The organism is Amaricoccus sp., assembly GCF_017995835.1.
GTDB lineage: Bacteria > Pseudomonadota > Alphaproteobacteria > Rhodobacterales > Rhodobacteraceae > Amaricoccus.
The window spans coordinates 1-22,974 of sequence record NZ_JAGOID010000052.1 but is presented as its reverse complement, the minus strand read 5'-3'; the positions used below and the strand labels follow the sequence as shown (position 1 = coordinate 22,974).

The window sequence follows — 22,974 nt, the reverse complement described above, 5'->3', positions numbered from 1 at the left end:
CATCCGAGGTGATCAACTACTCCGCCGCCGGTTTCCGCGATTTCACCCGCATCGCCGCCTCCGATCCGACGATGTGGCGCGACGTGTTCCTGTCGAACAGGGAGGCGACGCTCGAGATCCTCGGCCGCTTCACCGAGGAGCTCTTCGCGTTGCAGCGGGCGATCCGCCTCGGCGACGGGCCGCACCTGCGCGAGTATTTCGCCCGCACCCGCGCCGTCCGCCGCAGCATCATCGAGGCCGGGCAGGACACCACCGCCCCCGACTTCGGCCGCGGCGCCAGACCGGCCGCCGAGTAGCCGCCGCGCTGGTCGGGCGACCGCCCGCGTCGCATACTGACCCCCCGGCCGCACGGAGGGGGGCGCCAGCATGGACGAGACGGAAGTCGGACGGCAGGCGGCGGCGCTGCTGGCGCTGCTCGGGACCGGGAGGCAGCTTGCGGACCGTCCGCCGCTGGACATGGCCGACGCCTACGCCGTCTCCGCGCGCATCCGCACCCTTCGCGAGGCGCGCGGCGAGACGCCGCTGGGGCGCAAGATCGGGTTCACCAACACGACGATCTGGGAACGATACGGCGTCGACGGCCCGATGTGGAACTGGGTCTACGACACGACGCTCGGTCGCGCCGACAACGGCGAGGCGAACCGCTCGCTCGCCGGGATGCCCGAGCCGCGCATCGAGCCCGAGATCGTCTTCGGCCTCGGGGCGGCGCCTGCCCGGGGCATGGACGAGGCGGCGCTCCTCGGCTGCATCGCGTGGGTTGCGCACGGCTTCGAGCTGGTGCAATCCGTCTGGCCCGGCTGGCGGATGACCGCGCCGGAGGCGGCCGCGGCCTTCGGCCTGCACGGCGCGCTGGTCGTCGGGCCCCGCCGGCCGGTCGCCGGCGACCGCAAAGCCTGGGCCGCCGCGCTCGCGAGCTTCTCGGTCACGCTCCTGCGCGACGGCGCGCCGCGCGACCGGGGCGAGGCGGCGAACGTGCTGGGCGGGCCGCTCTCCGCCCTGCGCTTCCTCGTCGACGAGATCGCGCGCCGGCCCGGGTCGCCGCCGCTCGCCGCGGGCGAGATCGTGACCACGGGCACCCTGACCGACGCCTGGCCGGCGGCGCCGGGCGAAACCTGGACCGCGGCGTTCTCGGGGATCGACCTGCCGGCGGTGACGCTCCGCCTGACGGACGGCGCTTGAGGCAAGGCCCCGCGCCGTCCGTTCGCCGTCGTTGCACGCCAGGCGAGCGTGTCACGCTCGCGTAACGCGGGAAGTGGTTTACCTGTCGTTAACGAAGCGCGGAAACCGCACCAGACACCGAGGAAAGCCATGCAAGACGCGACCGAAGCCAGCCGGACGATGCGAGCCATCGTCGACGATGCAGCGGAAGGCGAAGCCTTCGCCGCCATCGCCGATCCCGAGCATGGCGAAGGTCGCGAAACGCTGCTCGCCATCGCCCGCAAGATCGGCCGCTTCGATCCGGACCGGGATCCCACGCTCACCTCGGCCATCCCCGCCGGCGTCACCTACCTCACCCAGTTCGCCGCGCACGATCTCGACCTGCGCGGCCGCGAGGATGTCGACGGCCGGCCAATGCTCGACCTCGCGCTGATCTACGGCGACGGCCCGCGGCACGACCCCTTCGCCTACCAGGTGCCGCAGGGCCCCGGCGAGCCGCGCCACCTGCTGCGCATCGGCCGCGCACGCCCGGCATGGAACTCGCCGGCCTGGGGCGCGGCGCGCGACCTGCCGCGCGCCTCCTGCCCGCATCTCGACGCCCACGGCATCGAGGCGCGGAGCGAGGTGCTCATCCCCAACACCTTCTCCGACTCGAACCTGATCCTCGGACAGGTCCAGACGCTGTGGGCGCTCCTGCACAACGCCGTCGCGAGCGGCCTCGTCGAGCGCGGGATGCGCCCCGAACCCGCCTTCGAGACGGCGCGCCGCGTCACCCGTCACGTCTATCGCAGCGCGCTGATCAACGACGTCATCGGCTCATGGATCATGCCGCGGCTGCGCACGCGCTACGTCGCGGCAGAGCCGCAGCTCGCCGCCCGCGACGGCCTCGCCCGCCTGCCGCGCGCCTTCATGACCGGGGTCGCGCGCATCGGCCACGCACTGGTGCGCGAGACCTACGCGCTCAACGACCAGCGCGGGTTCGAGGGCCTGCGCAGCCTGATCCGGCACAACAGCGCCTGCCGGCCCGCGGACATGCCGCTGACCGAGGACTGGCTGCTCGACTTCGGGCGCTTCTTCGACCTCGGCGACGGCAGGGTGCAGCATGCGCGCGCCATCGGCCCGCACCTCGCGCGCCCCTTCGCGCTCGGCGGCGGCGTCCGCCTCGATCACCCGACCCCGTCGGACGGTCTCGTCCTGCGCGACCTTGTCGCCTGCACCCGCGCCGCCGCAGCCGCCGAAGGAACGATGCCCAGCGTCCGGACGCTCGTCGCCCGGATCGAAGCCGCGGCGCCGGGCCTGCTCGACGGGAGCTTCGCCCAGGACGCGGTGCGCCGCCGCACGCGGCTGGCGAAATGGCTCGAGGACGTCCCCATGCCGGCGGGGCGGCGCGCGGCGCTCGCCGAGGATCCGCCGCTCACGCTCTTCCTCATGATCGAGGCGATGGTGGACAGCGCCGGCGCCCATCTCGGCGCGGTCGGCTCGGCGCTGATGGCCGAGACGATCGGCGCCGCCCTTCCCGACCCGGCCTCGGCCGAGGACATCGCGCTCGCCCGCGACGCGGCGTTCCACGGCCCGGCGCCGGAGCGGATGACCGACCTCGTGCGCTTCCTCCAGCGTCACTACCGCTTCCCCGACGGAGCCCGGCTGCACCGGGCCGAACCCGCCAGCCCCGCCCCCGCTTCCTCCAAGCGAAAGCCATCGGAGACCAGGATGCTCGACGATCAGAACGCCGCCCAGTCCAGCCGTCTCTTCGAAGTCGCCGACTACATCGAGCTTGGCAAGCTCGTGGCCGACTGGACCCAGAACGAGGCCAGCCGGCCCAAATGCATCGACGAGCTGCGCCGCCAGCTCGACGGCATCGCCAAGGTTCCCGACAACTTCAAGGATGTCGACTTCGTCGAGGGCAGGTCCGACGTGCTGGTGATCCGCCTGCCGGAGAAGGACCTGATGGCCGAGGCCCAGCGCGAGCTCGAAGGCGCCTCGCCGATGACCCAGCCGCCCTACAGGCTGCCGAAGTTCTACGACGACATCTATCACCGCCATTTCGGACCGGAGATGACGTCGCTCGACATCTTCCTCGCCCGCATGGGCGACTACACCATCGCCCGCTGCCAGTAGGCGCCGGGCTCCGCCGCAAACCGTTGCGTCCGGTTTGCTTCCTCCCTGACCCAACTGCGGCGGCTTCGGCCGCCGCTTTTTCGCCCCGCGGCGGCTATCGCCGCTGCTTGCGCGCGGCCGCGGCGGCGCGCTCGAGCTTCCAGCGCAGGCTCGCCGCCATTTCCGCGCTGCGGAGCGGGAAGACGTTGACGAACCAGTCGATCGCCGCCCGGTCGGTCGGAGGCTCGTCGCCGACCCATGTCGAGGACGCCAGCCGCAGGAAGGTGTTCATCGCCTCGCCCGCCGCCTCCTCGTCGCCGAGGTCGATCAGGCTCGCCGCCGCCCAGGCCGGCAGGTCGATCATCGAATCGCCCGCAACCTCGACCGCCTCGACACAGGCGGCATGCTCGCCGCTGAGATGGAGCGCCGTGGCGATGTAGCCATGCGCCGCCCGCGAGTGTCGCATCCCGAAGGCGCGCGCCTGCTCGACGAGATCGGCGGCCCGCTCCCGCTCTCCGGCGAAGGCGAAGCCGGCGGCGGCGGAGATGATGGTCCAGGGGTCGTTCTCGTTGAGATCGAGCGCCAGCGACAGGTGCGACACGCCGGCGGCGTGCTTGCCCAGCATGGCGTAGGACCAGTACCGGCAGAGATGGGCGCGGCTGTCGAGCGGGTCGATGGAAAGCGCCCGCGCCGTGAGGTCGAGCGCCTCCTCGAGCCTCGCGCGTTCGTTGCGGGCGCCCGGGTAGATGAGCGGCCGCACGTTGATGTTCGTTGCGAGCGTCACCATCGCCGGCGCGAAGTCGGGCATCGTGGCGATCAGCTCGCGGAGGATGCCCTCGGCTTTCTGGCGCGCCTCGATCCGCCACTCGTTGGTCAGCGCCTGCGCGAGCAGCCAGAGCTCGTACTTGCGACCCATCGGGCTCCCGACGTCGCGGACGCTCTGCAACCGCGGCGTCGACAGGTGCACGTTCAGCGCCACCGCGAGGTTCCTCAGCGCCGTGCGTTGCAGCCGCACCAGATCGTCGAGCGCCGCCGTCTCCCGCTCAGCCCAGACACAGCGCCCGCTCGTCTGGTCGTTGAGCGTGAGCGCGACGGCCAGAAGGTCATGCTGGTGGTGCATCGCGATGCGCAGGTCGTAGGCGCGGTAGGTCGGCGGCGAGGAGCCGTTCCGCGGCCCGTCGATCACCATCCAGTCGCGGAAGCGCGACAGCGCCCCGATCATCTCGTGGCGGAAGGTGTCGGCGATGTAGTGAAACGACGCCGGCAGGTCGCCGAAGTGCGGCAACTCGACCACGATGGCGATCGGAGCGAGGATCTCGGGCTCTTCCGGCAGCGGGGCGGCCGCGGCGGTCGTCTGGAGCGTACCCTGCTTGATTGCGACATAGAGCGCCTGGGTCTTTTCCGAGGGCTCGACGTCGAGCTCCTCGTCGAGCGTCTTCCACAGCCGCTCGTAGACGCGCATCGCCTGAACCGTGTCGCCGCGCGCGAGATGCGCCTGCATCGCCGCGCGGCAGGCCCCCTCGTGGGTCGGCTCCGCCCGGGTCAGCGCCTCGGCGAGCGCAAGCCGGGCGGTGGCGTCCTCGGCGGCGTTCATCGCCGTCTCGAGCCGGTTGACGAGTTGCGAGGTCAGCCGCTCGCGATGCACCGCGACCCAGACGTCGAAATCCGGGTCGAGATCCGCGAAGTCGGCGAAGAGGCGGTCGAGATCGGCGTCGTCGCGCGACAGCAGCGCCGGCGGCTCGCCCCGCGCCGCCGCCTCGGCCGCGTCCACCACGTCGACCCGCACCGGCGCCGTCAAGCGGATCATGCTGCGGTCGGCGTCGAGCAGGTCCCCGGCCGCGCCGAGGTCGACCTTGAGCCGGCGGAGCGTCTGCCGCAGCGCCGCGCGGGCGTGGTCGGCGCCTGAATCACTCCAGAGCAGGGTGGCGATACGCTCCCGGCTTTCCGACCGCGCGGGCTGGAGCGCGAGATAGACCATGATCGCCAGCGCCTTGCGACCCGAGAGTGCGATCTCCACCCCGTCGATGGTCAGCCGCGCCGGCCCCACCGTGGTCAGGAGCGCGTTCGACGTGACCGTGACGTCCATCAGAACAGCTCCGCCACGGTCGCCGGGGACCCGGCCGCCGGCGCGGGCCCCGGCCCCGGCATCGGCCGCAGCCCGGGCGCGAAGACCTTGGCGACCGCGACGCCCGGCGGCCCGTCGAGATCGACCGCCATCGGCTCGATCCCGATCCGGGCGAGATGTGCGACCAGCGCGTCGAGCCCGTCGAGGCCCGGACCCGCCGCCGGCCGCGGCGGCAGGCAGGCAAAGGCGGCGTGGGCGTCGGGATCCACCGCCGCCCGGCGCAGCGTGGCCGCATCCTCGGGCGCCGCGCGCCCGGCCTGCGCGCGCAGCCGCACGATCTCGAGGCCGATCTCCATCTGAAGCAGTTCAAGCGTCGCGCCGATGAGCGCGGCCTCGAGTTCGAGCGCCGCCTTGAGCCCGACCACCAGCCCGCCGGCCCCGTCGCCATCGCGCGACAGGGCCGCCGCCACGGGCAAGCCCGTCGCCGAGGGAAGCACGAGAAAGACGGTCCGTCGCCCCGGCCCCGCCGCGCCCGCCCTCATGCCCGCGAGCATCGCCGCCGCCCTGGCCGCATCCTCGACCGCGACGGCCCGCGGCACTGTGGCGCCGGACCACCAGGCCGCGGCGGCGTCCCTCTCGACGAGTTCGAGCAGCCCGGACAGTCGCGCCGCCTCGCGGCTCGCCCCCGCGCCGGCGCCGAGGCTGCGCGGCGGCGCCCCTTCGCCCGCGTCGATGTCGCGAAAGACCGCCGCCGCCGGCAGCGCCACGGCGCGGCCCGAGGCCAGGCTCTCGCCGAGCACGGCCGGGCCTTCGCCCCAGATTGCGCGCAACGCCGGATCGACCGAAAGGCCGGGCACGGTCTGCACCCCGCCCCGACGCATCCCGACCAGCGCCTCGCTCGTCTCGCCGGCGAGCTTGCCCGCGGCCTCGACGAGATCGCGCCCGCCGCCGCCGACGGCAAGCCCCCGGCAGGCGCCGGCGAGATACACGAAACCCGGCGCGGCGGCGTTCGGAAGCGCCGCGACCCAGTCGAGACACCCGAGCGCCGCCGACAGCACGTCGCCGTCGCGGCCCAGCAAATCGACGAGCTGCGCCACGCTCTCGGATACGGCTCCCGTTGCGGCAACCTCGAGTTTCACGCCGCCACCCGTCGCGTTCGTCAGTCGCTTCGTCTTAAACCTTTCCCGCCCGGATTCACACCCGCAATGCCCCCGGCGCGGCACAGGCCGGAAACAGGCGCCTCACCGTTGGGCAGTCGATCAACCGGTCAGATCGACAGGCAGACGTATTTCAACTCCAGGTAGTCCTCGATTCCGTGACGCGAGCCCTCGCGGCCCAGCCCGGACTGCTTCACCCCGCCGAAGGGCGCGACCTCGGTCGAGATCAGGCCGCTGTTCACCCCGACCATGCCGTATTCCAGCGCCTCCGCGACGCGCCAGACCCGGCCGAGGTCGCGGGCGTAGAAGTAGGACGCCAGCCCGAAGATCGTGTCGTTCGCCTGCGCGATCACGTCCGCCTCGTCCTCGAAGCGGAAGAGCGGCGCGACCGGCCCGAAGGTCTCCTCGCGCGTGACGATCATCTCCGAAGTTACGCCCGTCAGCACGGTGGGCTCGAAGAAGTTGCCGCCGAGCGCATGCCGGCCGCCGCCGACCGCCACCTTCGCGCCCTTGGCGAGGGCGTCCTTCACGTGGCTCTCGACCTTCTCCAGCGCGGCGGCGTTGATCAGCGGCCCCTCGATCACGCCGGGCTCGAAGCCGTCGCCGACCTTGAGCTTGGACACCCGCTCGGCGAGCTTCTCCGCGAAGGCGTCGTAGACGCCCGCCTGCACGTAGATGCGGTTGGCGCAGACGCAGGTCTGGCCGTTGTTGCGGTACTTCGAGATGATCGCGCCCTCGGCCGCAGCGTCGAGGTCGGCGTCATCGAAGACGATGAAGGGGGCGTTGCCGCCGAGTTCCATCGAGCATTTCAGGATCTGTCCCGCGGCCTGCGCCAGCAGGATGCGCCCCACCTCGGTCGAGCCGGTGAAGGTGAGCTTGCGGACCTTCGGATGCTCGCAGAAGACCTTGCCGATCTTCGCGCTCGACTTCGAGGTGATGACGCTGAACAGCCCCTTCGGTACGCCCGCCCGTTCCGCCAGAACGGCCATGGCGAGCGCGGAGAGCGGCGTCTCGCCCGCGGGCTTGGCCACGAAGCCGCAGCCGGCGGCCAGCGCCGGCGCGACCTTGCGCGCGATCATGGCGTTCGGGAAGTTCCAGGGCGTGATCGATGCGGCCACCCCGATCGGCTGCTTCAGCACGATCAGCCGCTTGTCCGGCTGGTGGCCGGGAATGGTCTCGCCGTAGACGCGCTTGGCCTCCTCGGCGAACCACTCGACGAACGCGGCGCCGTACAGGATCTCGCCCTTCGCCTCGGCGAGCGGCTTGCCCATCTCGGCGGTCAGGATCGCGGCGAGATCGTCCGCGTTCGCCACCATCAGGTCGAACCACTTGCGCAGCACCGCCGCGCGCTCCTTGCCGGTTCGCGCCGCCCAGGGCTTCTGCGCCTCATAGGCCGCCTCGATGGCCCGGGTCGCCTCGGCCTCGCCCATGTCTGGAACACTGGCGATCACGTCACCGCGCGCCGGATTCGTGACCGGAAAGGTCTTGCCGGAATCGGCGCCGGCCCATTCGCCGGCAAGAAACGCCTCCGTCCGCAGCAGGCCCGGATCCGAAAGCATGGCGTTGAGATCGGTCGTGTCCAGCATCTGTGCGACTCCCCCAGATCGGTTTGCCGGAACCGACCACAAAGGCCGGCGGGTCGCAACCCCGGGAGCAGGGGTCAGGAGGCGGGCGGGGCGCGGAAGTCTTCCACGCCCTCGTCCGCCTGCGTGGACGGGGCGACGGGGACGCGGGTGCGGAAGGCCGCGCGGCCGATCAGGTGGGCGCCCACCGGGGCCGAGGCGATCATGAACAGAAAGACGAGGAGCGGCTCGACCACGCCCGCCCAGGTGTCGGCGAGGACCGCCGTCGCGAGGCAGATCAGCCCGAGCCCGAGCGTGCCCGCCTTGGTGGCCGCATGCATCCGGGCGTAGATGTCGCGCAGCCGCACGACCCCGACCCCGGCTACGAGGCAGAAGCCCCCGCCCGCCACCAGAAGCGCCGCGGCGATCCACTCGGTCATCCGCCATCCCCCCGGCTGCGCTCGATGTAGTGCGCGAAAGCGACGGTCGCGAGGAAGGCCACGAGCGCCAGCGCGATCGCCACGTAAATGTAGGCGCTCACCCCGCTGACCAGCCGGAACAGGACGAGGAACGTCACCATCGCCACCGAGACCATGTCGAGCGCGACCACCCGGTCGGCGAGGCTCGGGCCGACGAGCAGCCGCCACAGCGCGGCGAGGAGCGTCGCGACGAGGCAGAGCACGGTGACGGCGAGCGCCCAGCCGAGTACCCCGCCGCTTGCGATCCCGATGATCATTTCCGCATCGCCCTCAGCACGCGCGCCTCTATGCCGTCGGTCACGCCGGCGCGCGTCCCGTCGCCCGACTGCCCGGCAAAGATGTCGTGGACTAGGAGGCAGGAGCGGTCGGCGCTGACGTCCACGGTCAGGGTGCCCGGCGTCAGGGTGATGTAGTTCGCCACGCCCGCGATCTCGAGGTCGGTCTGCGCCCGGAGCGGCACGACGACGAAGCGCGGGCGGGTAATGTCGCCGGGGGCGACGACCGCGCGCGCGACCTGCACCGAGGACAGCACCAGATCGCGCAGGAAGGCGACGCCGAGCGCCGGCCAGTGGAGGACGCGCTTCATCCGCCTACCCCCAGCACCGCCGCGAGATAGGCGGCCGGATCGAGGAGGCCGGCCGCCATCGCCTGCGCCGCCGCGAGCCCCGGCCCCGCGATCACGCCGGCGACGAGAAGCGCCGCCGCGAAGGCCGCGATCGGCGCGATCATCGCCGCCGGCGCGGGGCGCACGGTGACGCCGGGCGCGGCCGCCCAGTAGACCGCGTTCCACACCCGCGCCACGGCCAGGAGCGTCAGCAACCCCACGCCGAGGACGGCGAGCGCGAGCCCGTAGCTTGCCGCCGCCAGCGTCGCCTGCGCCAGCATCAGCTTCGCCCAGAACCCGGCGAAAGGCGGCATCCCGGCGAGCGACAGGGCCGGCACGAGGAACAGCGCCGCCGCCCAGGGCTGCGCCCGCCACAGCCCGCCGCCGTGGTCGAACGCCTCCGACCCGGCGCTTCGCTGCGCCAGCCCCGCGCTCATGAACAGCGCCGCCTTCGCCGGCACGTCCTGGAGCAGGTAGAAGACCGACCCCGCGAGCGCGAGCGGGCTCGACAGCGCCAGCCCGAGCAGCATGTACCCGACCGAGGAGATCACCCCGTAGCCCAGCATCCGCCGCATTGTTCCCTGCACGAGCGCCCCGAGCGCGCCCACGACCATGGAGAGCACGGCGAGCCACAGGAGCAGCGTCTGGATCGCCGTCCCCTCGATCCCGTAGACGAGCGTGAACACCCGCAGCATCGCGTAGACCCCGACCTTGGTCAGCAGCGCCGCGAACACCGCCGAGGTGGCGAACGAAGGCGTGTGGTACGAGGCCGGCAGCCAGAAGAACATCGGGAACGCCGCCGCCTTGGAGCCGAAGGCGAAGACGAGGAAGGCGGCCGAGACGAGGATCGGCGTCTCCATCGTGCGGCCCGCCAGCCGCGCGTGCAGGTCCGCCATGTTGAGCGCGCCCGTCGCCCCGTAGAGAAGCCCGACCCCGGCGATGAAGGCGACGGTGGCGATGAGGTTGAGGCCGACGTACTTGGCGGCGCCGTCGAGCTGCGCCCGGCCGCCGCCGATGACGAGGAGGCCGAAGGAGGAGATCAGCATCACCTCGAACCAGACATACATGTTGAAGATGTCGCCGGTGAGGAACGCCCCGCAAATGCCTGCAAGCATTGCATGGACGAGCGCATGGTGGCCGAGCCGCTCCTGTTCCTCGTCCACGTCCGCGAACCCGAAGACGATCGTGGCCACCGCCACCACCGCCGTCAGCGCCACGAGGCTCGCCGACAGCAGGTCGGCCACGAAGGTGATGCCGAACGGGGCCGGCCAGCCCCCCGCCTGCATGGCGAACGGCCCCTGCCGCGCCGTCCGCACGAGGATCGCCGCCGCCACCGCGACCAGAACGCCCGCCCCGAGGAGCGAGACCGCCCGGCTCGCGCGCGGCACGCGCCGCGCGAGCAGCGCCAGGACCGCCGTGGCGAAGGGAACGGCGACGGGCAGGAACAGCAGCATCAGCCCTGCCCCTCCGGCGGCTCGGCTGCCCGCATGTGGTCCATCTCGATCGTGCCGAGCACATAGTAGCTGCGATAGGTGAGCGTCAGCGCAAAGACGAGGAGCCCGAAGCCGATGACGATGGCGGTCAGGATCAGCGCCTGCGGCAGCGCGTTCGCAGCCCCTGCGGCGACCGCCGTCTCGCCGGGCGCGACCAGCGGCGGGTCGGCGTAGCTGAGCCGCCCCGAGGCGAAGATGATCAGGTTCGCCGCGTTCGAGATCATGGTGAGCCCGAAGAGATAGGGCAGGAGCTTGCCCGACATCATCAGGTAGGCGCCCGCGGCGACCAGGAACCCGGCGAGAAGGGCGAGCGTGACTTCCATCGCTCAGTCGCCCCCCGACCCGGGATCGGCGTCGGTCGACACCGCATCCTCGAGCGCGAAGAGGATCGCGGCGATGGTCCCGAGCACCACGAGATAGACCCCGAGGTCGAAGAGAAAGATCGACCCGAACGGCAGCCCGATGTCGTAGAATGGCCACATTCCCTTCAGGAACGTCCCCCGCGCCAGCCCGCCCCAGAGGCCGGCCGTCACGGCGCAGCCGAGCCCGACCGCGGCGATCGACTGCGGGTCGAAGCGCAGCGCCCGCGCGGCGCGGGCCCTGCCCTCGGCCTTCTCGAGCAGGGCGATGGCCGCGGCCGCCAGCAGCCCGCCGACGAAGCCGCCGCCCGGCTCGTTGTGCCCGCGCCAGAACACGAACACCGACAGCGCGAGGATCGCCGGAACCAGCATGCGCGTCGCCGCCGAGAGGATCACCGACTTCATCGCAGCGCCCCCCTGCCCGCCCGCAGCGCCGCCACCGCGGCGACCCCGGCGATCACGATCACCGCGATCTCGCCCATCGTGTCGAGGCCGCGGAAGTCCACGAGAATCACGTTGACGACGTTGCGCCCCTTGGCCTGCGGATAGCTCGCCGTCTCGAAGAACGTCGTCATGAACCGGTCGAGGTCGGTCCCGAGCATGGCGAGCGTCCCGGCCGCGATCCCGATCCCGAGCGCCGCGGCGACGGCCGCGTCACGCGGCCGGAACGGCATCGGCCCGGTCGCCGGCAGGCGGACCATGGCGATGGCGATGAAGATCACCACCAGGATCTCGACGAAGAGCTGCGTCATCGCCACGTCGATGGCCCCGTAGAGCACGAAGACGATGGCGATTCCCGCCCCGATCCCGCCGAGCGCGGCGATGGCGGTGAGCCGCGAGGTGGTGCGCAGCACCAGCCCGGCCGAGAGGACGATCAGGATGACGATCGTCCAGTCGATCAGGTCCGGCGGCGCCGCCAGCGATGGCCAGCGAAACGCCTGCCCGAGCAGCAGCGCCCCCCACACGAGCAGCGCGAAGGCCGTGAAGGTCCGCCGCAGGTAGCTCGTCATCGCCCCGTCCTGCACGCGCCGCGTCACCGCGCGCGCAAAGGCCGTCAGCCCCGCCAGCCCGGCGTCGTACCAGCCCTCCGTCCGCGGCAGCCGCGGCTCGGCGGCGGCGAGCCCGCCGCGGAGCCGGTCCGCCGCGAGATAGAGCCCGACCCCGAGCGCATAGGTGACGAGCGTCAGGACCAACGGCGCCCCGAACCCGTGCCAGAGCGCCAGATGCGCGTGGATCGGTCCGCCCGTGACCGCCGCCGCCATCGGCCCGACCAGCGCCCGTTCCGTCGCCCCCGGCGCGAGCCCGAAGGCGAGCCCGAGCATGGCGAGCGCGCAGGGGCCGAGCCAGAGCGCCCAGTCCGGATCGGCGGGGCGCGCTTTCGGACTGCGCACCGGGCCGAAGAACGGCCGGATGGCCACCAGCCCGCCGCAGGCCACCATCAGCGCGTTGGCGAGGACGAGCGCGGCGACGGCGACCGCGAGGTCGCCCGCCGCGGCGTATCCCGCCTCCTTCGCCACGAAGCCGAGGAAGGGCGGCGCGCCCGCCATCGCCAGCGCCGCGAGCGCGATCGCCGCGAAGCTCAGGGGCAACGCGCCGCGCAACCCGCCGAGCGCCATGTAGTCGCGCGTCCCCGCCCCCTTCTCGATCATCCCGACCCCGAGAAAGAGCCCGGCCTTGTAGAGCGCGTGCACGATCAGGAAGCACATCGCGGCGAGGACCGCCTCGGGCGTCCCGACCCCGATCAGCATCGTCATCATCCCGAGCGCGGTGACGGTCGTGAAGGCGAGCATCATCTTCAGGTCGGGCTGCCGCAGGGCCCAGACCGCCGACAGCGCCATGGTCAGCCCGCCGACCGGCGCGAGGGTCCAGAACCACGCCTCGGTCCCGCCCATCGCCGGCGACAGCCGCGCCAGCAGGTAGACCCCCGCCTTCACCATCGTCGCGGAATGCAGGTAGGCCGAGACCGGCGTCGGCGCGGCCATGGCGTTCGGAAGCCAGAACTGGAAGGGGAACTGCGCCGACTTGGTGAAGGCCGCCACCGCGACGAGCGCGAGCACCCAAGGATAGATCGGCGCCGCGCGCAAAAGATCCCCGGCCGCGTTCATCCCCGAGAGCCGCAGCGACCCGACCTCGCCGCCGACGAGCAGGAGCCCCGCGAGGAGCGCAAGCCCCCCGAGCCCGGTGACGAGCAACGCCTGCAACGCCGCCGCCCGCGCCGAGGCGCGCTCGTGGTCGAACCCGACGAGAATCCAGGAGGTGATCGTCGTCCCCTCCCAGAACAGGAACAGGGTCACCACGTCGTCGGCGAGAACGAGCCCGAGCATCGAGACCGCAAAGAGCGACAGCGTGACGAGAAGCTTGGTCAGCCGCGGGTCCGAGCGGAAATACGCCGCGGCATAGAGCAGGCAGATCGCCCCGATCCCGGCGATCAGCAGCGCGAAGGCGAGCGACAGCCCGTCGAGCCGCAGCGAGAATTCCACCCCGAGCGACGGGGCCCAGGGCAGGACCGCCTCCGGCGTCGCGCCCCGCGACACCGGCCCGACGAACCCCGCGAACCACAGGAACGCCGCCGCGGCGAGCACGGCCGGCACGAGCCGCCAGAGCCCCGCCTGTCCGTCGCCGGCCTCCGGTTTCCCCAAGCCATCGCTCCCGTTCGCGCCGCCGGCTACCTTACGGCCCGAACGCGGCGGCGCAATCGCCGTTGCCCGTGCTTCGCGTCGATTTCGTCCGGCGCCTCCGAACGCCCCCCCCCCCGCCCACCCGGTCGTCGGCGCGACAGAACGGAACCGTGCGGTCCCCTGCCGCCGCCGGCCGCGCACGGCTCCGTGCCTTGACACCCGGCGGCCCGGGGTTTTCAAACCCCGGACACCCGCAGCCTTGGGAACACCACCGATGCTCGACCGTCGACGCCTCCTCGCGGCGCTTGCCGCCCTTCTCCTTCCCGCGCCGCGGGTCGCGGCCGCGTCCCTCGCCGCCACGCCCGCTTCCGGCGTGCGCATCGTCGACGGCTGGATCCTGACCGCCCGCGACGTCGCCGAGATCGACCGCCTTGCGCGTTGACGCCGACGGCCCGGGCCGGGGGGCCTTCGCCCGCAGCTTCGACGTCTGCGTGATCGGGGCCGGCCCGGCCGGCATCACGCTGGCCCGCCGCCTCGCCGCCCTCGGCCACGACGTCGCGCTCATGGAGGGCGGCGGCGAGGACATCACCGCCGAGAGCCAGGAGATCTACGAGGGCGAGCCGATCGGCCGCGACTACTGGCCGCTCGACGTGCCGCGCCTGCGCTTTCTCGGCGGCAGCTCCGGCCACTGGGGCGGCTGGTGCCGCCAGCTCGACGACGTCGACTTCGCGGCGAAGTCCTGGAACCCGATGAGCGGCTGGCCGATCGACAAGGCGGCGCTCGACCCCTACGCCCGCGAGGCCGACGGCATCCTCGACATCCCCCGCGCCGAGACGGACCAGACCGACGCCGAGGCCGCGGCAGGCTTTCGCCAGGTGTTCTTCCGCTTCAGCCTGCCGCCGACCAACTTCCGCGACAAGTATTCGCCCGAGCTCGACGCCTCGCCGCGCATCACGCTCGGCCTCAACGCCAACCTCGTCGACCTCGACCTCTCGCCCGACGGGGCCGAGGTCGTCGCCGCCCGTTTCCGCGGCTGGGATCCCGCCGACGAAGGCTTCGCCGTCAAGGCCCGCGCCTACGTCCTCGCCTGCGGCGGCATCGAGAACCCCCGGCTCCTGCTCAACTTCGACCGCCAGGCGCCGGGGGGCATCGGCAACGCCAATGACCTCGTCGGCCGCTACTTCGCCGAGCACCCGCACTTCGTGCTGGCCGAGGCGATCTTCCGCGCGCCCTTCGACCTGCCGAAGCTCAGCTTCTACTCGCCGACCGAAGCCTTCATGGCCGAGAACGAGATCCTGAACTTCGGGATGCGCATCGAGCGCATGGACGAGCCGTTCTTCCGCCAGTTCGGCACCATCGCCGGCGACCCCGCCTGCACCGACCCGTTCATGCTGCGCCTCGCCGAGCGGATCGCCGACGTCTCGCCCGGCTGCGCGCCCGGCGGCGACGGGCGCGTATCCTTCGACGGCCTGCTGCGCTTCGCCCACGAGCAGGCGCTGAACCCCGACAGCCGCGTGCTCCTCGCGCCCGATTCCGACCGTTTCGGCCTGCGCCGCGGCGCGCTCGACTGGCGGCTCGGCGAGCTCGACAAGCGCACCCAGCACGTCGCGCTCCTCGCCTTCGGCAAGATGCTCGCAGACGAGGACATCGGCCGCATCCGCATCCGCGACTGGGTGCTGCGCGAGCCCTTCGACTGGCCGGGGATCGCCGACGACGAGGTGGGCGGCAAGCACCACATGGGCACGACCCGCATGGCCGACGATCCGAAGCGCGGCGTCGTCGACCGCGACTGCAAGGTCTATGGGCTCGCGAACCTCTGGATCGCCGGTTCGAGCGTCTTTCCGACCGGCGGACACGCCAACCCGACCTACACGATCATCCAGCTCACGCTGCGCCTCGGCGACCACCTCGACGCCACGCTGGGCTGACGGCCGATGAACGACGGCGATCTTCAGAGATCGCATCTCGGCTGTGCCGGCCGTTCTCCTGTTCGCGCCAGACTTCGGGCTCCGGGTCGGATCGACCCGCGGCGTCAGTTCTCGGCCGTCGTCGCCGCGGCGGCTCCCGCCGTGGGGTCTTCGCCACCGGCGAGCGCGGCGCCCAGGGCGCGGATCATCGCGGCGAGCTCGAGTTCGTCCACACGCTCGGCGGCCTTCTCGACCGGGAACCACTTCACCCGGCGCTGGCCGGTCTCGGGAAACTTCCGCACCATCTCGCGCACCTCCAGCGGAAAGACCCGCACCACGCAGAACATCCACCGGTCCCGCCCGAGCTTCTTGTCGTAGCCGAACAGCCCGACGCCGGGGCCGGTCTCGCCGCGGACGCCCGCCTCCTCGTAGGCCTCGCGCGCCGCGGCCTCCGCCTCGGTGCGCCGGCGCATCGGCCAGCCCTTGGGAATGACCCAGCGCCCGGTGTCGCGGCTGGTGATGAGCAGGATGCGAATCTTGCCCGCGCCGGTCCGCCGCCAGCACAGCGCGCCGACCTGCAGCTTCGCCGGACGGCCCGGCGCCTGCGTCACTGCGCCCGCGCTGCGCTTGCGCTTGTCCGAGGCCTCGTTGGCCAAATCCCGTCTCCCTTCCCGGCGGTCCGCCCGTTCTAGTCGCTTCGTCGCAATTGGCCAACCCGGGGACCATCCCGACCATCCCGACCGTGGTCGCCCGTGGAAGTGGGCAAGACTTGGCGGCGGCGCGGCGGGATGCTAGCAAATTCGGGGAAGCCCTGACGCCTGTCGGCCCCGACTGAGACCCGGAACGGGCAATTCGGGGCGCATGGCGCTCGGCCAGGCAACGGCGGGGCGTCACGAACCAACGGAGAGGAGTACAGAAGTGAAGGCATTGATGCTCGCGGCCGCCGCAGTCGCGCTGTCGACGACCGTCGCGGTCGCGCAGGACAAGGTCGTCAACATCTACAACTGGTCGGACTACATCGCCGAGGACACGATCGCCAAGTTCGAGGCGGAGACCGGGATCAAGGTCGTCTACGACGTCTTCGACAGCAACGAGACGCTGGAGGCCAAGCTCGTCACCGGCAACTCCGGCTACGACGTGGTGGTGCCGACCTCCGGCCACATGCGCCGCCAGATCGAGGCCGGGTTCTACCTGCCGCTCGACAAGTCGAAGCTGCCGAACCTCGCCAACATGGATCCCGACCTGATGAAGGCGGCCGAGGCCTACGACCCCGGCAACGAGCACGCCGTCATCTACATGTGGCTGACCACCGGAATCGGCTACAATGCCGCGATGGTTCGCGAGCGGCTGGGCGACGGCGCCCCCACCGACAGCTGGAGCCTGATCTTCGACCCGCAATACGCCTCGAAGCTCGCCGATTGCGGCATCTCGCTCCTCGACAGCCCGGCCGACGTGCTGCCGAGCGCCATGGCCTATCTCGGCCTCGACCCGACCTCGACCAGGACCGAGGACCTCGAGGCGGCGGCGGCGCTCCTCGAGAAAGTGCGGCCCTACATCCGCTACTTCCACTCGTCGCAGTACATCTCCGACCTCGCCAACGCCTCGATCTGCGTCGCGCTCGGCTACTCGGGCGACATCTTCATCGCCGCCGACCGCGCCGAGGAGGCGGGGACCGGCGCCGAGATCGAGTACTTCATCCCCAAGGAGGGCGCGCTCCTCTCCTTCGACATGCTGGCGATCCCCAACGACGCGCCGCACCCCGACGAGGCGCATGCCTGGATCAACTTCATCATGAAGCCCGAGATCACGGCCGGAATCAGCAACTACGTCTACTACGCCAACGCCAACGTGCCGGCGATGGAGTTCGTGAACCCCGAGATCGCGAATGATCCGTCGATCTTCCCGCCGGCCGAGGTGAAGGCGAACCTGTTCCCTTCCGTGACCTATGACCCGCGCACCGATCGGGTGCTCACCCGGCTGTGGACGACGCTCAAGACGGGGCAGTAGTCCCCCGTCCGGTCCGGGCAAGACGGCGTGAAAGCCGTTTGCCCGGGCGGGGCGAGGCAAGCGGCGGAAATGGCTTGATTTTATCTGGCTGGAACGCGCTGGAACCGGGCTGGAATCCGCCTTGCCGCTTTTTCAGGATTCGACAGGGCTTCGGCACGCTCGGGTCGTTGGCTGAATGGGTCGCCCGACTTGCCGGGAGAGCTTCCCGGTCGTTCAGCCGGCCACGCGGCTGACCCGGCCCATGCGTTGGCCGCGCGGGTGCGGGTAGCGGGCCGAGCAGTCCGAGGCGACGAAGCCATTGGCGGCCGCGAGCCCCTCGAAGAACGCCCAGGGGTGGGCGAATTCCTTCTCGTCCGAGCGGGTCTCGGTCTCGGCCTCGCGGAAGGTGAAGTAGAACGCCGCGTCCGGGGCCATGCAGCGGCCGACATTGGCGAAGCACTCGGCGATGATCGGTCCGGGCAGGTGCGTGAAGACCGACTGCGCCAGGATCACGTCGAACGCCGCGTCGGCGACCTGGGCGAAGTCCATGCGCCGGGTCTCGTTCAGGATCAGGCGCGGGCGCCTGTCGGCGAGGCCCTCGTCGACCACCAGCCGCTCGGCCGCGGCGATGCAGGCCGGGGCGATGTCGATGCCGGTGTAGCCGCCGGGGTCGAGGTAGCGGATGAAGTGCCGCCCGCCACGCAGCGTGCCGCAGCCGAGGTCGAGCAACCGCTGATCGGGCCGCAGCCCCTCGGCCTTCAGGAACGCGAATTGCAGTTCGCCGATCTCCTCCCACCGGCCGCCGATCGCCGATCTCGGGTCCGCGGCGACCCGGGCCTCGGTATGGGCGACGTAGCCGTCGAGGTAGTCCACCCCCTCGTAGATCTGCGCCCGCGCCGCCTTGGCCGGGCTCCGGCCGAGAAGGCCGCGCAACCGCCGGATCAGGCCGGTCATCATGCGTCTCGCCGAGGGCTCGGCGCCCGCGTGGGCGGAGGCGGCATGCAGGCAAGGCGGCAGTCGGTGGGCATGGCGGAACTCCCGGGCGCGGCGCTCGCCCATCTTGCAGCCGGGTTCGCCCGCCGTCCACCCGTCACCGGGCGCCCAACCCCATCCGCATCGCCGCCCGCCGCAGCGGCGTGACGCCATAGAGCGCCCGGAGCCCCGCCCGCCGGGCGTCGCGGAAGGGCTGCCAGCCCGCCATCGCCGCCCGGTTCAGCGCGTCTATTCCCGCGACCCGCGCCAACACCTTCGCGTGCCGCGCCCGGTGATAGCGCGCCAGCAGCTCCGGCGCCCCCGGATCCTCGCCGCGCGCCCGCGCGCCCGCGCAGAGATCCGCCAGCGCCGCCACGTCGCGCAGGCTCATGTTGAGCCCCTGCGCCCCGATCGGCGGCACGACATGGGCAGCCTCGGCGACCAGCGCCACGCGCGGCCCGTCGAGCCGGTCGGCCACCTGCGACACGATCGGCCAGATCCGCCGCGGGCTCGTCAGCCGCAGCCGCCCCAGCACGCCGCAGGCCCGCTCGTCCAGCGCCGCCTCGAACTCGGCCTCGGGCAGCTCCAGCAGTCGCGCCGCCTTCGGCCCTTCCTCCATCCACACGACCGCCGAGGCCGGGCTCCCGTCGTGATCGGGCAGCGGCACCAGCGTCAGCGGCCCGCCGGTGCGATGGATCTCGGTCGAGACGTCGCCGTGCGGGACGGGATGCGCCACGGTGAAGACCAGCGCCTTCTGCCCGTAGCCCCAGCGCCGCGCCGCGATGCCGACGGCCTCGCGCACGAAGCTGTCGCGCCCGTCCGCCGCCACGACCAGCGCCGCCCGCGCCTGCGCCCCCGGCAGGCGCACGAGCGCGGCCGCGGTCCGCGGCACGATCCCCTCGACCCGCGCCGGCGCGATCAGCCGCGCCCCCGGCGTCCCGGCCAGATGCGCCACCAGCTCGCGGCGGATCAGCCAGTTCGGCAGGTTGTAGCCGAAGGCGTCCTGCCCGATCTCGCCCGCCTCGAAGTCCGCGACCTCGCGCACGGCCGGCTCCGGCCCGCCGGCGTCGGCGAGGCGCATCACCCGCAGCGGCGCGGCATGGGGGGCGAGCCGCGCCCAGAGTCCGATCCGGTCGAGGAACGCCACCGCCGGCATCAGGAACGCCGTCGAGCGCAGGTCCGAGCGGGCATGGCCCGCGTCCGTCACCGGCGGCTCGGCGTCGACGCAGAGCGCGTCGAAACCCGCATGGGCGAAGGCCGCCGTCGCGGCGAGCCCCGCCACCCCGCCGCCGGCCACGAGGATTTCGGTGTCGAGTCGGTCCATGCCGCCAGAGGCTAGGCGGGCGCGCCGGCGGCGCCAAGGGCCGGGCGCGACAATCAGACTCAACCTATGCGCGAATCAAACCTTAACAGCCCTTTGTGGACAATCTGATGTCAAACACTAAATCTGGGGTCGCGATCAGATTTTTCCGTTGACGCGACTCGCCTCAGGCCGTTCTCTGGTAGTCGGGCCCAGGACGGGCACAAAATCTGGTGGATGCAACCACCGGATGGGGCGGACAAAAACAACGAGGCCAGCACATGAAGATCGAACGCCGCTTCACCACCGAGCAGGGCGGGGCCTACGGCGCCATCGCCTTTCGCACGACCGGCTCGGAGATCCGCAACCCCGACGGATCGGTGGTGTTCAGCCTCGAGAACCTCGAGATCCCCGAGGGCTGGAGCCAGGTCGCCTCGGACGTGCTCGCCCAGAAGTATTTCCGCAAGGCCGGCGTCCCCGCCGCGCTCAAGCGCGTCAAGGAAAAGGGCGTGCCGGCCTTCCTGTGGCGCTCCGTCCCCGACGAGGCGAAGCTCGCCGGATTGCCCGAACACGCCCGCTACGTCGGCGAGACCAGCGCCACCCAGGTCTTCGACCGCCTCGCCGGCGCTTGGGCCTACTGGGGCTGGAAGGGCGGCTACTTCACCGCCGAGGCCGACGCCCGCGCCTACTACGACGAGATGCGCTACATGCTGGCGACCCAGATGGGCGCGCCGAACTCGCCGCAATGGTTCAACACCGGCCTGCACTGGGCCTATGGCATCGACGGCCCGAGCCAGGGCCACTACTACGTCGACTTCGAGACCCGCGAGCTGGTCAAGTCCGCCTCGGCCTACGAGCACCCGCAGCCGCACGCCTGCTTCATCCAGTCCGTCCAGGACGACCTCGTCAACGACGGCGGCATCATGGATCTCTGGACCCGCGAGGCGCGGCTCTTCAAGTACGGCTCCGGGACGGGCACCAACTTCTCGCTGCTGCGCGCCGAGAACGAGAACCTCGCCGGCGGCGGCAAGTCCTCGGGCCTGATGTCCTTCCTCAAGATCGGCGACCGCGCGGCGGGCGCGATCAAGTCGGGCGGCACCACGCGCCGCGCCGCCAAGATGGTGATCTGCGACCTCGACCACCCCGACATCGAGGCCTTCATCGACTGGAAGGTGGTCGAGGAGCAGAAGGTCGCCGCTCTCGTCGCCGGCTCGAAGGCGCACAAGGAAAAGCTCGAGGCGATCCTCGACGCCGTCCGCGCCTGGGACGGCGCCGAAACCGACGCCTTCGACCCCAAGGCCAACCCCGCGCTCAAGGCGGCGATCCGCGCCGCCAGGAAGGCGCACCTGCCCGAGGCCTACGTCAAGCGCGTGCTCCAGCAGGCCGAGGCCGGCGAGACGACGCTCGACTTCCGCACCTACGACACCGACTGGGACAGCGACGCCTACCTGACCGTCTCGGGGCAGAACTCCAACAATTCGGTGCGCGTCACCGACGCCTTCCTGCGCGCCGTCCGCGAGGACGCGGAATGGGAGCTGGTCCGCCGCACCGACGGCAGGATCGCCAGGAAGGTCCGCGCCCGCGACCTGTGGAACCGCATCGGCCGCGCCGCCTGGGCCTGCGCCGACCCGGGCGTGCAGTTCCACGACACCATCAACGCCTGGCACACCTGCCCCGAGGACGGTCCGATCCGCGCCTCGAACCCGTGCTCGGAGTACATGTTCCTCGACGACACGGCCTGCAACCTCGCGTCGATGAACCTGCTCGCCTTCCTCGACGGCGGCCAGTTCGACGCCAACGCCTATGTCCACGCCACCCGGCTCTGGACGATCACCCTCGAGATCTCGGTGCTGATGGCGCAGTTCCCGAGCCCGGAGATAGCAAAGCTCTCCTACGAATTCCGCACCCTCGGCCTCGGCTACGCCAATATCGGCGGCCTGCTGATGACGCTCGGCCACGGCTACGACAGCGCCGAGGGCCGGGCGCTCTGCGGCGCGCTGACCGCGGTGATGACCGGCGCCTCCTACGCCGCGTCGGCCGAGATGGCGAAGGAACTCGGCGCCTTCCCGGGATACGAGCGCAACGCCGCCCACATGCTGCGGGTCATCCGCAACCACGCCCGCGCCGCCCGCGGCGAGACGGTGGGCTACGAGGGCCTCTCGGTGCCGCCCGTGGCGCTCGACCACGCGCATTGCCCGGACTCGGCGCTCCTGAACCTCGCCCACAACGTCTGGGAGGAGGCGCTCTCCCTCGGCGCCGCCCACGGCTTCCGCAACGCCCAGACCACGGTGATCGCGCCGACGGGGACGATCGACCTCGTCATGGACTGCGACACCACCGGCATCGAGCCCGACTTCGCACTGGTGAAGTTCAAGAAGCTCGCCGGCGGCGGTTATTTCAAGATCATCAACGGCGCCGTGCCGCAGGCGCTGGCCACCCTCGGCTATGCGCCCGAGGAGGCGCAGGCGATCGTCGAGCACGCAATCGGCCACGGCACGCTCGAAGGCGCGCCGGAGATCAACGCCACCGCTCTGATCGGCCACGGCTTCGGCGCGGCCGAGATCGCCAGGATCGAGGAGGCGCTGCCCTCGGCGTTCGACATCCGCTTCGTGTTCAACCAGTGGACGCTCGGCGAGGAGTTCTGCACCCGCGTCCTCGGCATCCCGGCGGAAAAGCTGCGCGATCCGGCGTTCGACCTGCTGCGCTCGCTCGGATTCACCCGGGCGCAGGTCGACGCCGCCAACGCCCATGTCTGCGGCACGATGACGCTCGAGGGCGCGCCGGGGCTTCGGCCGGAGCACCTCGCCGTCTTCGACTGCGCGACGCCCTGCGGCAAGACCGGCCTGCGCAGCCTCTCGGTCGAGAGCCACATCCGCATGATGGCCGCGGCGCAGAGCTTCATCTCCGGGGCGATCTCCAAGACCATCAACATGCCGAACGCGGCGACGATCGACGACTGCAAGGCCGCCTACGAGTTGTCCTGGTCGCTCGGGGTCAAGGCGAACGCGCTCTACCGCGACGGCTCCAAGCTCAGCCAGCCGCTCTCGGCGGCGCTGGTCGAGGACGACGACCTCGAGGAGGAGCTGATCGAGGCCCCGCAGGCGGCGCGCGCCGCGCTGCTCTCCGAGCGGATCGTCGAGAAGATCATCGTGCGCGAGATCGAGAAGGCCAACCGCCAGCGCCTGCCGGAGCGGCGCAAGGGCTACACCCAGAAGGG

General features: G+C 71.6%; 20 protein-coding genes. 7 read left to right on the top strand and 13 right to left on the bottom strand.

Annotation, left to right across the window (positions count from 1 at the left end):
* The 3 genes from KBA23_RS09795 to KBA23_RS09785 all read left to right on the top strand — a co-directional run.
* A partial coding sequence (locus KBA23_RS09795) for a prephenate dehydrogenase dimerization domain-containing protein (RefSeq protein WP_290740079.1) occupies positions 1-296 on the top strand: 296 nt, incomplete at its 5' end.
* A gap of 70 nt (positions 297-366) precedes the next feature.
* Positions 367-1,179, top strand: a complete 813-nt coding sequence (locus tag KBA23_RS09790; protein WP_290740076.1) for a fumarylacetoacetate hydrolase family protein — start codon at positions 367-369, stop codon at positions 1,177-1,179.
* A 129-nt stretch (positions 1,180-1,308) separates the two neighbouring features.
* Positions 1,309-3,276, top strand: coding sequence for a hypothetical protein (locus KBA23_RS09785; RefSeq protein WP_290740073.1), 1,968 nt, complete (start codon positions 1,309-1,311; stop codon positions 3,274-3,276).
* A 94-nt stretch (positions 3,277-3,370) separates the two neighbouring features.
* On the opposite strand, the gene KBA23_RS09780 is transcribed toward KBA23_RS09785, so the two are convergent.
* From KBA23_RS09780 to mbhE, 10 genes are all read right to left on the bottom strand, one after another.
* On the bottom strand, positions 3,371-5,341 hold the full coding sequence (locus KBA23_RS09780; protein WP_290740070.1) for a BTAD domain-containing putative transcriptional regulator: 1,971 nt from the start codon (positions 5,339-5,341) through the stop codon (positions 3,371-3,373).
* Entirely contained in the window at positions 5,341-6,459 is a 1,119-nt protein-coding gene (locus tag KBA23_RS09775) for a YcaO-like family protein (protein ID WP_290740067.1), read from the bottom strand. Before KBA23_RS09775 ends, KBA23_RS09780 begins: the two co-directional genes overlap by 1 nt.
* 128 nt (positions 6,460-6,587) lie before the next feature.
* Positions 6,588-8,063 carry an NAD-dependent succinate-semialdehyde dehydrogenase gene (locus tag KBA23_RS09770; protein ID WP_290740064.1) on the bottom strand — a complete coding sequence of 492 codons (1,476 nt, stop codon included), beginning with the start codon at positions 8,061-8,063 and terminating at the stop codon, positions 6,588-6,590.
* Between the two features lie 74 nt (positions 8,064-8,137).
* Positions 8,138-8,479, bottom strand: coding sequence for a monovalent cation/H(+) antiporter subunit G (gene mnhG, locus KBA23_RS09765; protein WP_290740062.1), 342 nt, complete (start codon positions 8,477-8,479; stop codon positions 8,138-8,140).
* Entirely contained in the window at positions 8,476-8,775 is a 300-nt protein-coding gene (locus KBA23_RS09760) for a monovalent cation/H+ antiporter complex subunit F (protein ID WP_290740060.1), read from the bottom strand. Before KBA23_RS09760 ends, mnhG begins: the two co-directional genes overlap by 4 nt.
* On the bottom strand, positions 8,772-9,104 hold the full coding sequence (locus KBA23_RS09755) for a Na+/H+ antiporter subunit E (protein ID WP_290740058.1): 333 nt from the start codon (positions 9,102-9,104) through the stop codon (positions 8,772-8,774). Before KBA23_RS09755 ends, KBA23_RS09760 begins: the two co-directional genes overlap by 4 nt.
* Positions 9,101-10,576, bottom strand: a complete 1,476-nt coding sequence (locus KBA23_RS09750; protein WP_290740057.1) for a proton-conducting transporter membrane subunit — start codon at positions 10,574-10,576, stop codon at positions 9,101-9,103. The genes KBA23_RS09755 and KBA23_RS09750 overlap by 4 nt, the downstream gene beginning before the upstream one ends.
* The gene (locus tag KBA23_RS09745; RefSeq protein ID WP_290740055.1) at positions 10,576-10,938 is read right to left on the bottom strand and encodes a Na+/H+ antiporter subunit C; all 363 of its coding nucleotides are present in this window, start codon (positions 10,936-10,938) and stop codon (positions 10,576-10,578) included. Before KBA23_RS09745 ends, KBA23_RS09750 begins: the two co-directional genes overlap by 1 nt.
* A gap of 3 nt (positions 10,939-10,941) precedes the next feature.
* Positions 10,942-11,379: an MnhB domain-containing protein gene (locus tag KBA23_RS09740; RefSeq protein WP_290740052.1), complete on the bottom strand. Its 438-nt coding sequence runs from the start codon at positions 11,377-11,379 to the stop codon at positions 10,942-10,944.
* Positions 11,376-13,613, bottom strand: a complete 2,238-nt coding sequence (gene mbhE / locus KBA23_RS09735; protein WP_290740050.1) for a hydrogen gas-evolving membrane-bound hydrogenase subunit E — start codon at positions 13,611-13,613, stop codon at positions 11,376-11,378. Before mbhE ends, KBA23_RS09740 begins: the two co-directional genes overlap by 4 nt.
* Before the next feature lie 253 nt (positions 13,614-13,866).
* Between mbhE and KBA23_RS09730 the strand changes: the two genes are divergently transcribed.
* Complete coding sequence (locus KBA23_RS09730; protein ID WP_290740048.1) at positions 13,867-14,034, top strand: hypothetical protein; 168 nt, start codon at positions 13,867-13,869, stop codon at positions 14,032-14,034.
* Positions 14,024-15,520, top strand: a complete 1,497-nt coding sequence (locus KBA23_RS09725; RefSeq protein WP_290740046.1) for a GMC oxidoreductase — start codon at positions 14,024-14,026, stop codon at positions 15,518-15,520. Before KBA23_RS09730 ends, KBA23_RS09725 begins: the two co-directional genes overlap by 11 nt.
* Positions 15,521-15,624: 104 nt before the next feature.
* Here the strand turns inward: KBA23_RS09725 and KBA23_RS09720 are convergent, their stop codons facing one another.
* Complete coding sequence (locus tag KBA23_RS09720) at positions 15,625-16,155, bottom strand: NUDIX hydrolase (protein ID WP_290740043.1); 531 nt, start codon at positions 16,153-16,155, stop codon at positions 15,625-15,627.
* 262 nt (positions 16,156-16,417) lie between these two features.
* On the opposite strand from KBA23_RS09720, the gene KBA23_RS09715 reads away from it, so the two are divergent.
* Positions 16,418-17,506, top strand: a complete 1,089-nt coding sequence (locus KBA23_RS09715; protein ID WP_290740041.1) for a polyamine ABC transporter substrate-binding protein — start codon at positions 16,418-16,420, stop codon at positions 17,504-17,506.
* Between the two features lie 213 nt (positions 17,507-17,719).
* On the opposite strand, the gene KBA23_RS09710 is transcribed toward KBA23_RS09715, so the two are convergent.
* Entirely contained in the window at positions 17,720-18,439 is a 720-nt protein-coding gene (locus tag KBA23_RS09710) for a class I SAM-dependent methyltransferase (RefSeq protein WP_290740038.1), read from the bottom strand.
* A 136-nt stretch (positions 18,440-18,575) separates the two neighbouring features.
* Positions 18,576-19,781, bottom strand: a complete 1,206-nt coding sequence (locus KBA23_RS09705; RefSeq protein ID WP_290740035.1) for an FAD-dependent monooxygenase — start codon at positions 19,779-19,781, stop codon at positions 18,576-18,578.
* A 257-nt stretch (positions 19,782-20,038) separates the two neighbouring features.
* On the opposite strand from KBA23_RS09705, the gene KBA23_RS09700 reads away from it, so the two are divergent.
* Positions 20,039-22,974, top strand: a 2,936-nt coding sequence (locus KBA23_RS09700; RefSeq protein WP_290740033.1) for a vitamin B12-dependent ribonucleotide reductase, incomplete at its 3' end; no start/stop codon positions are given.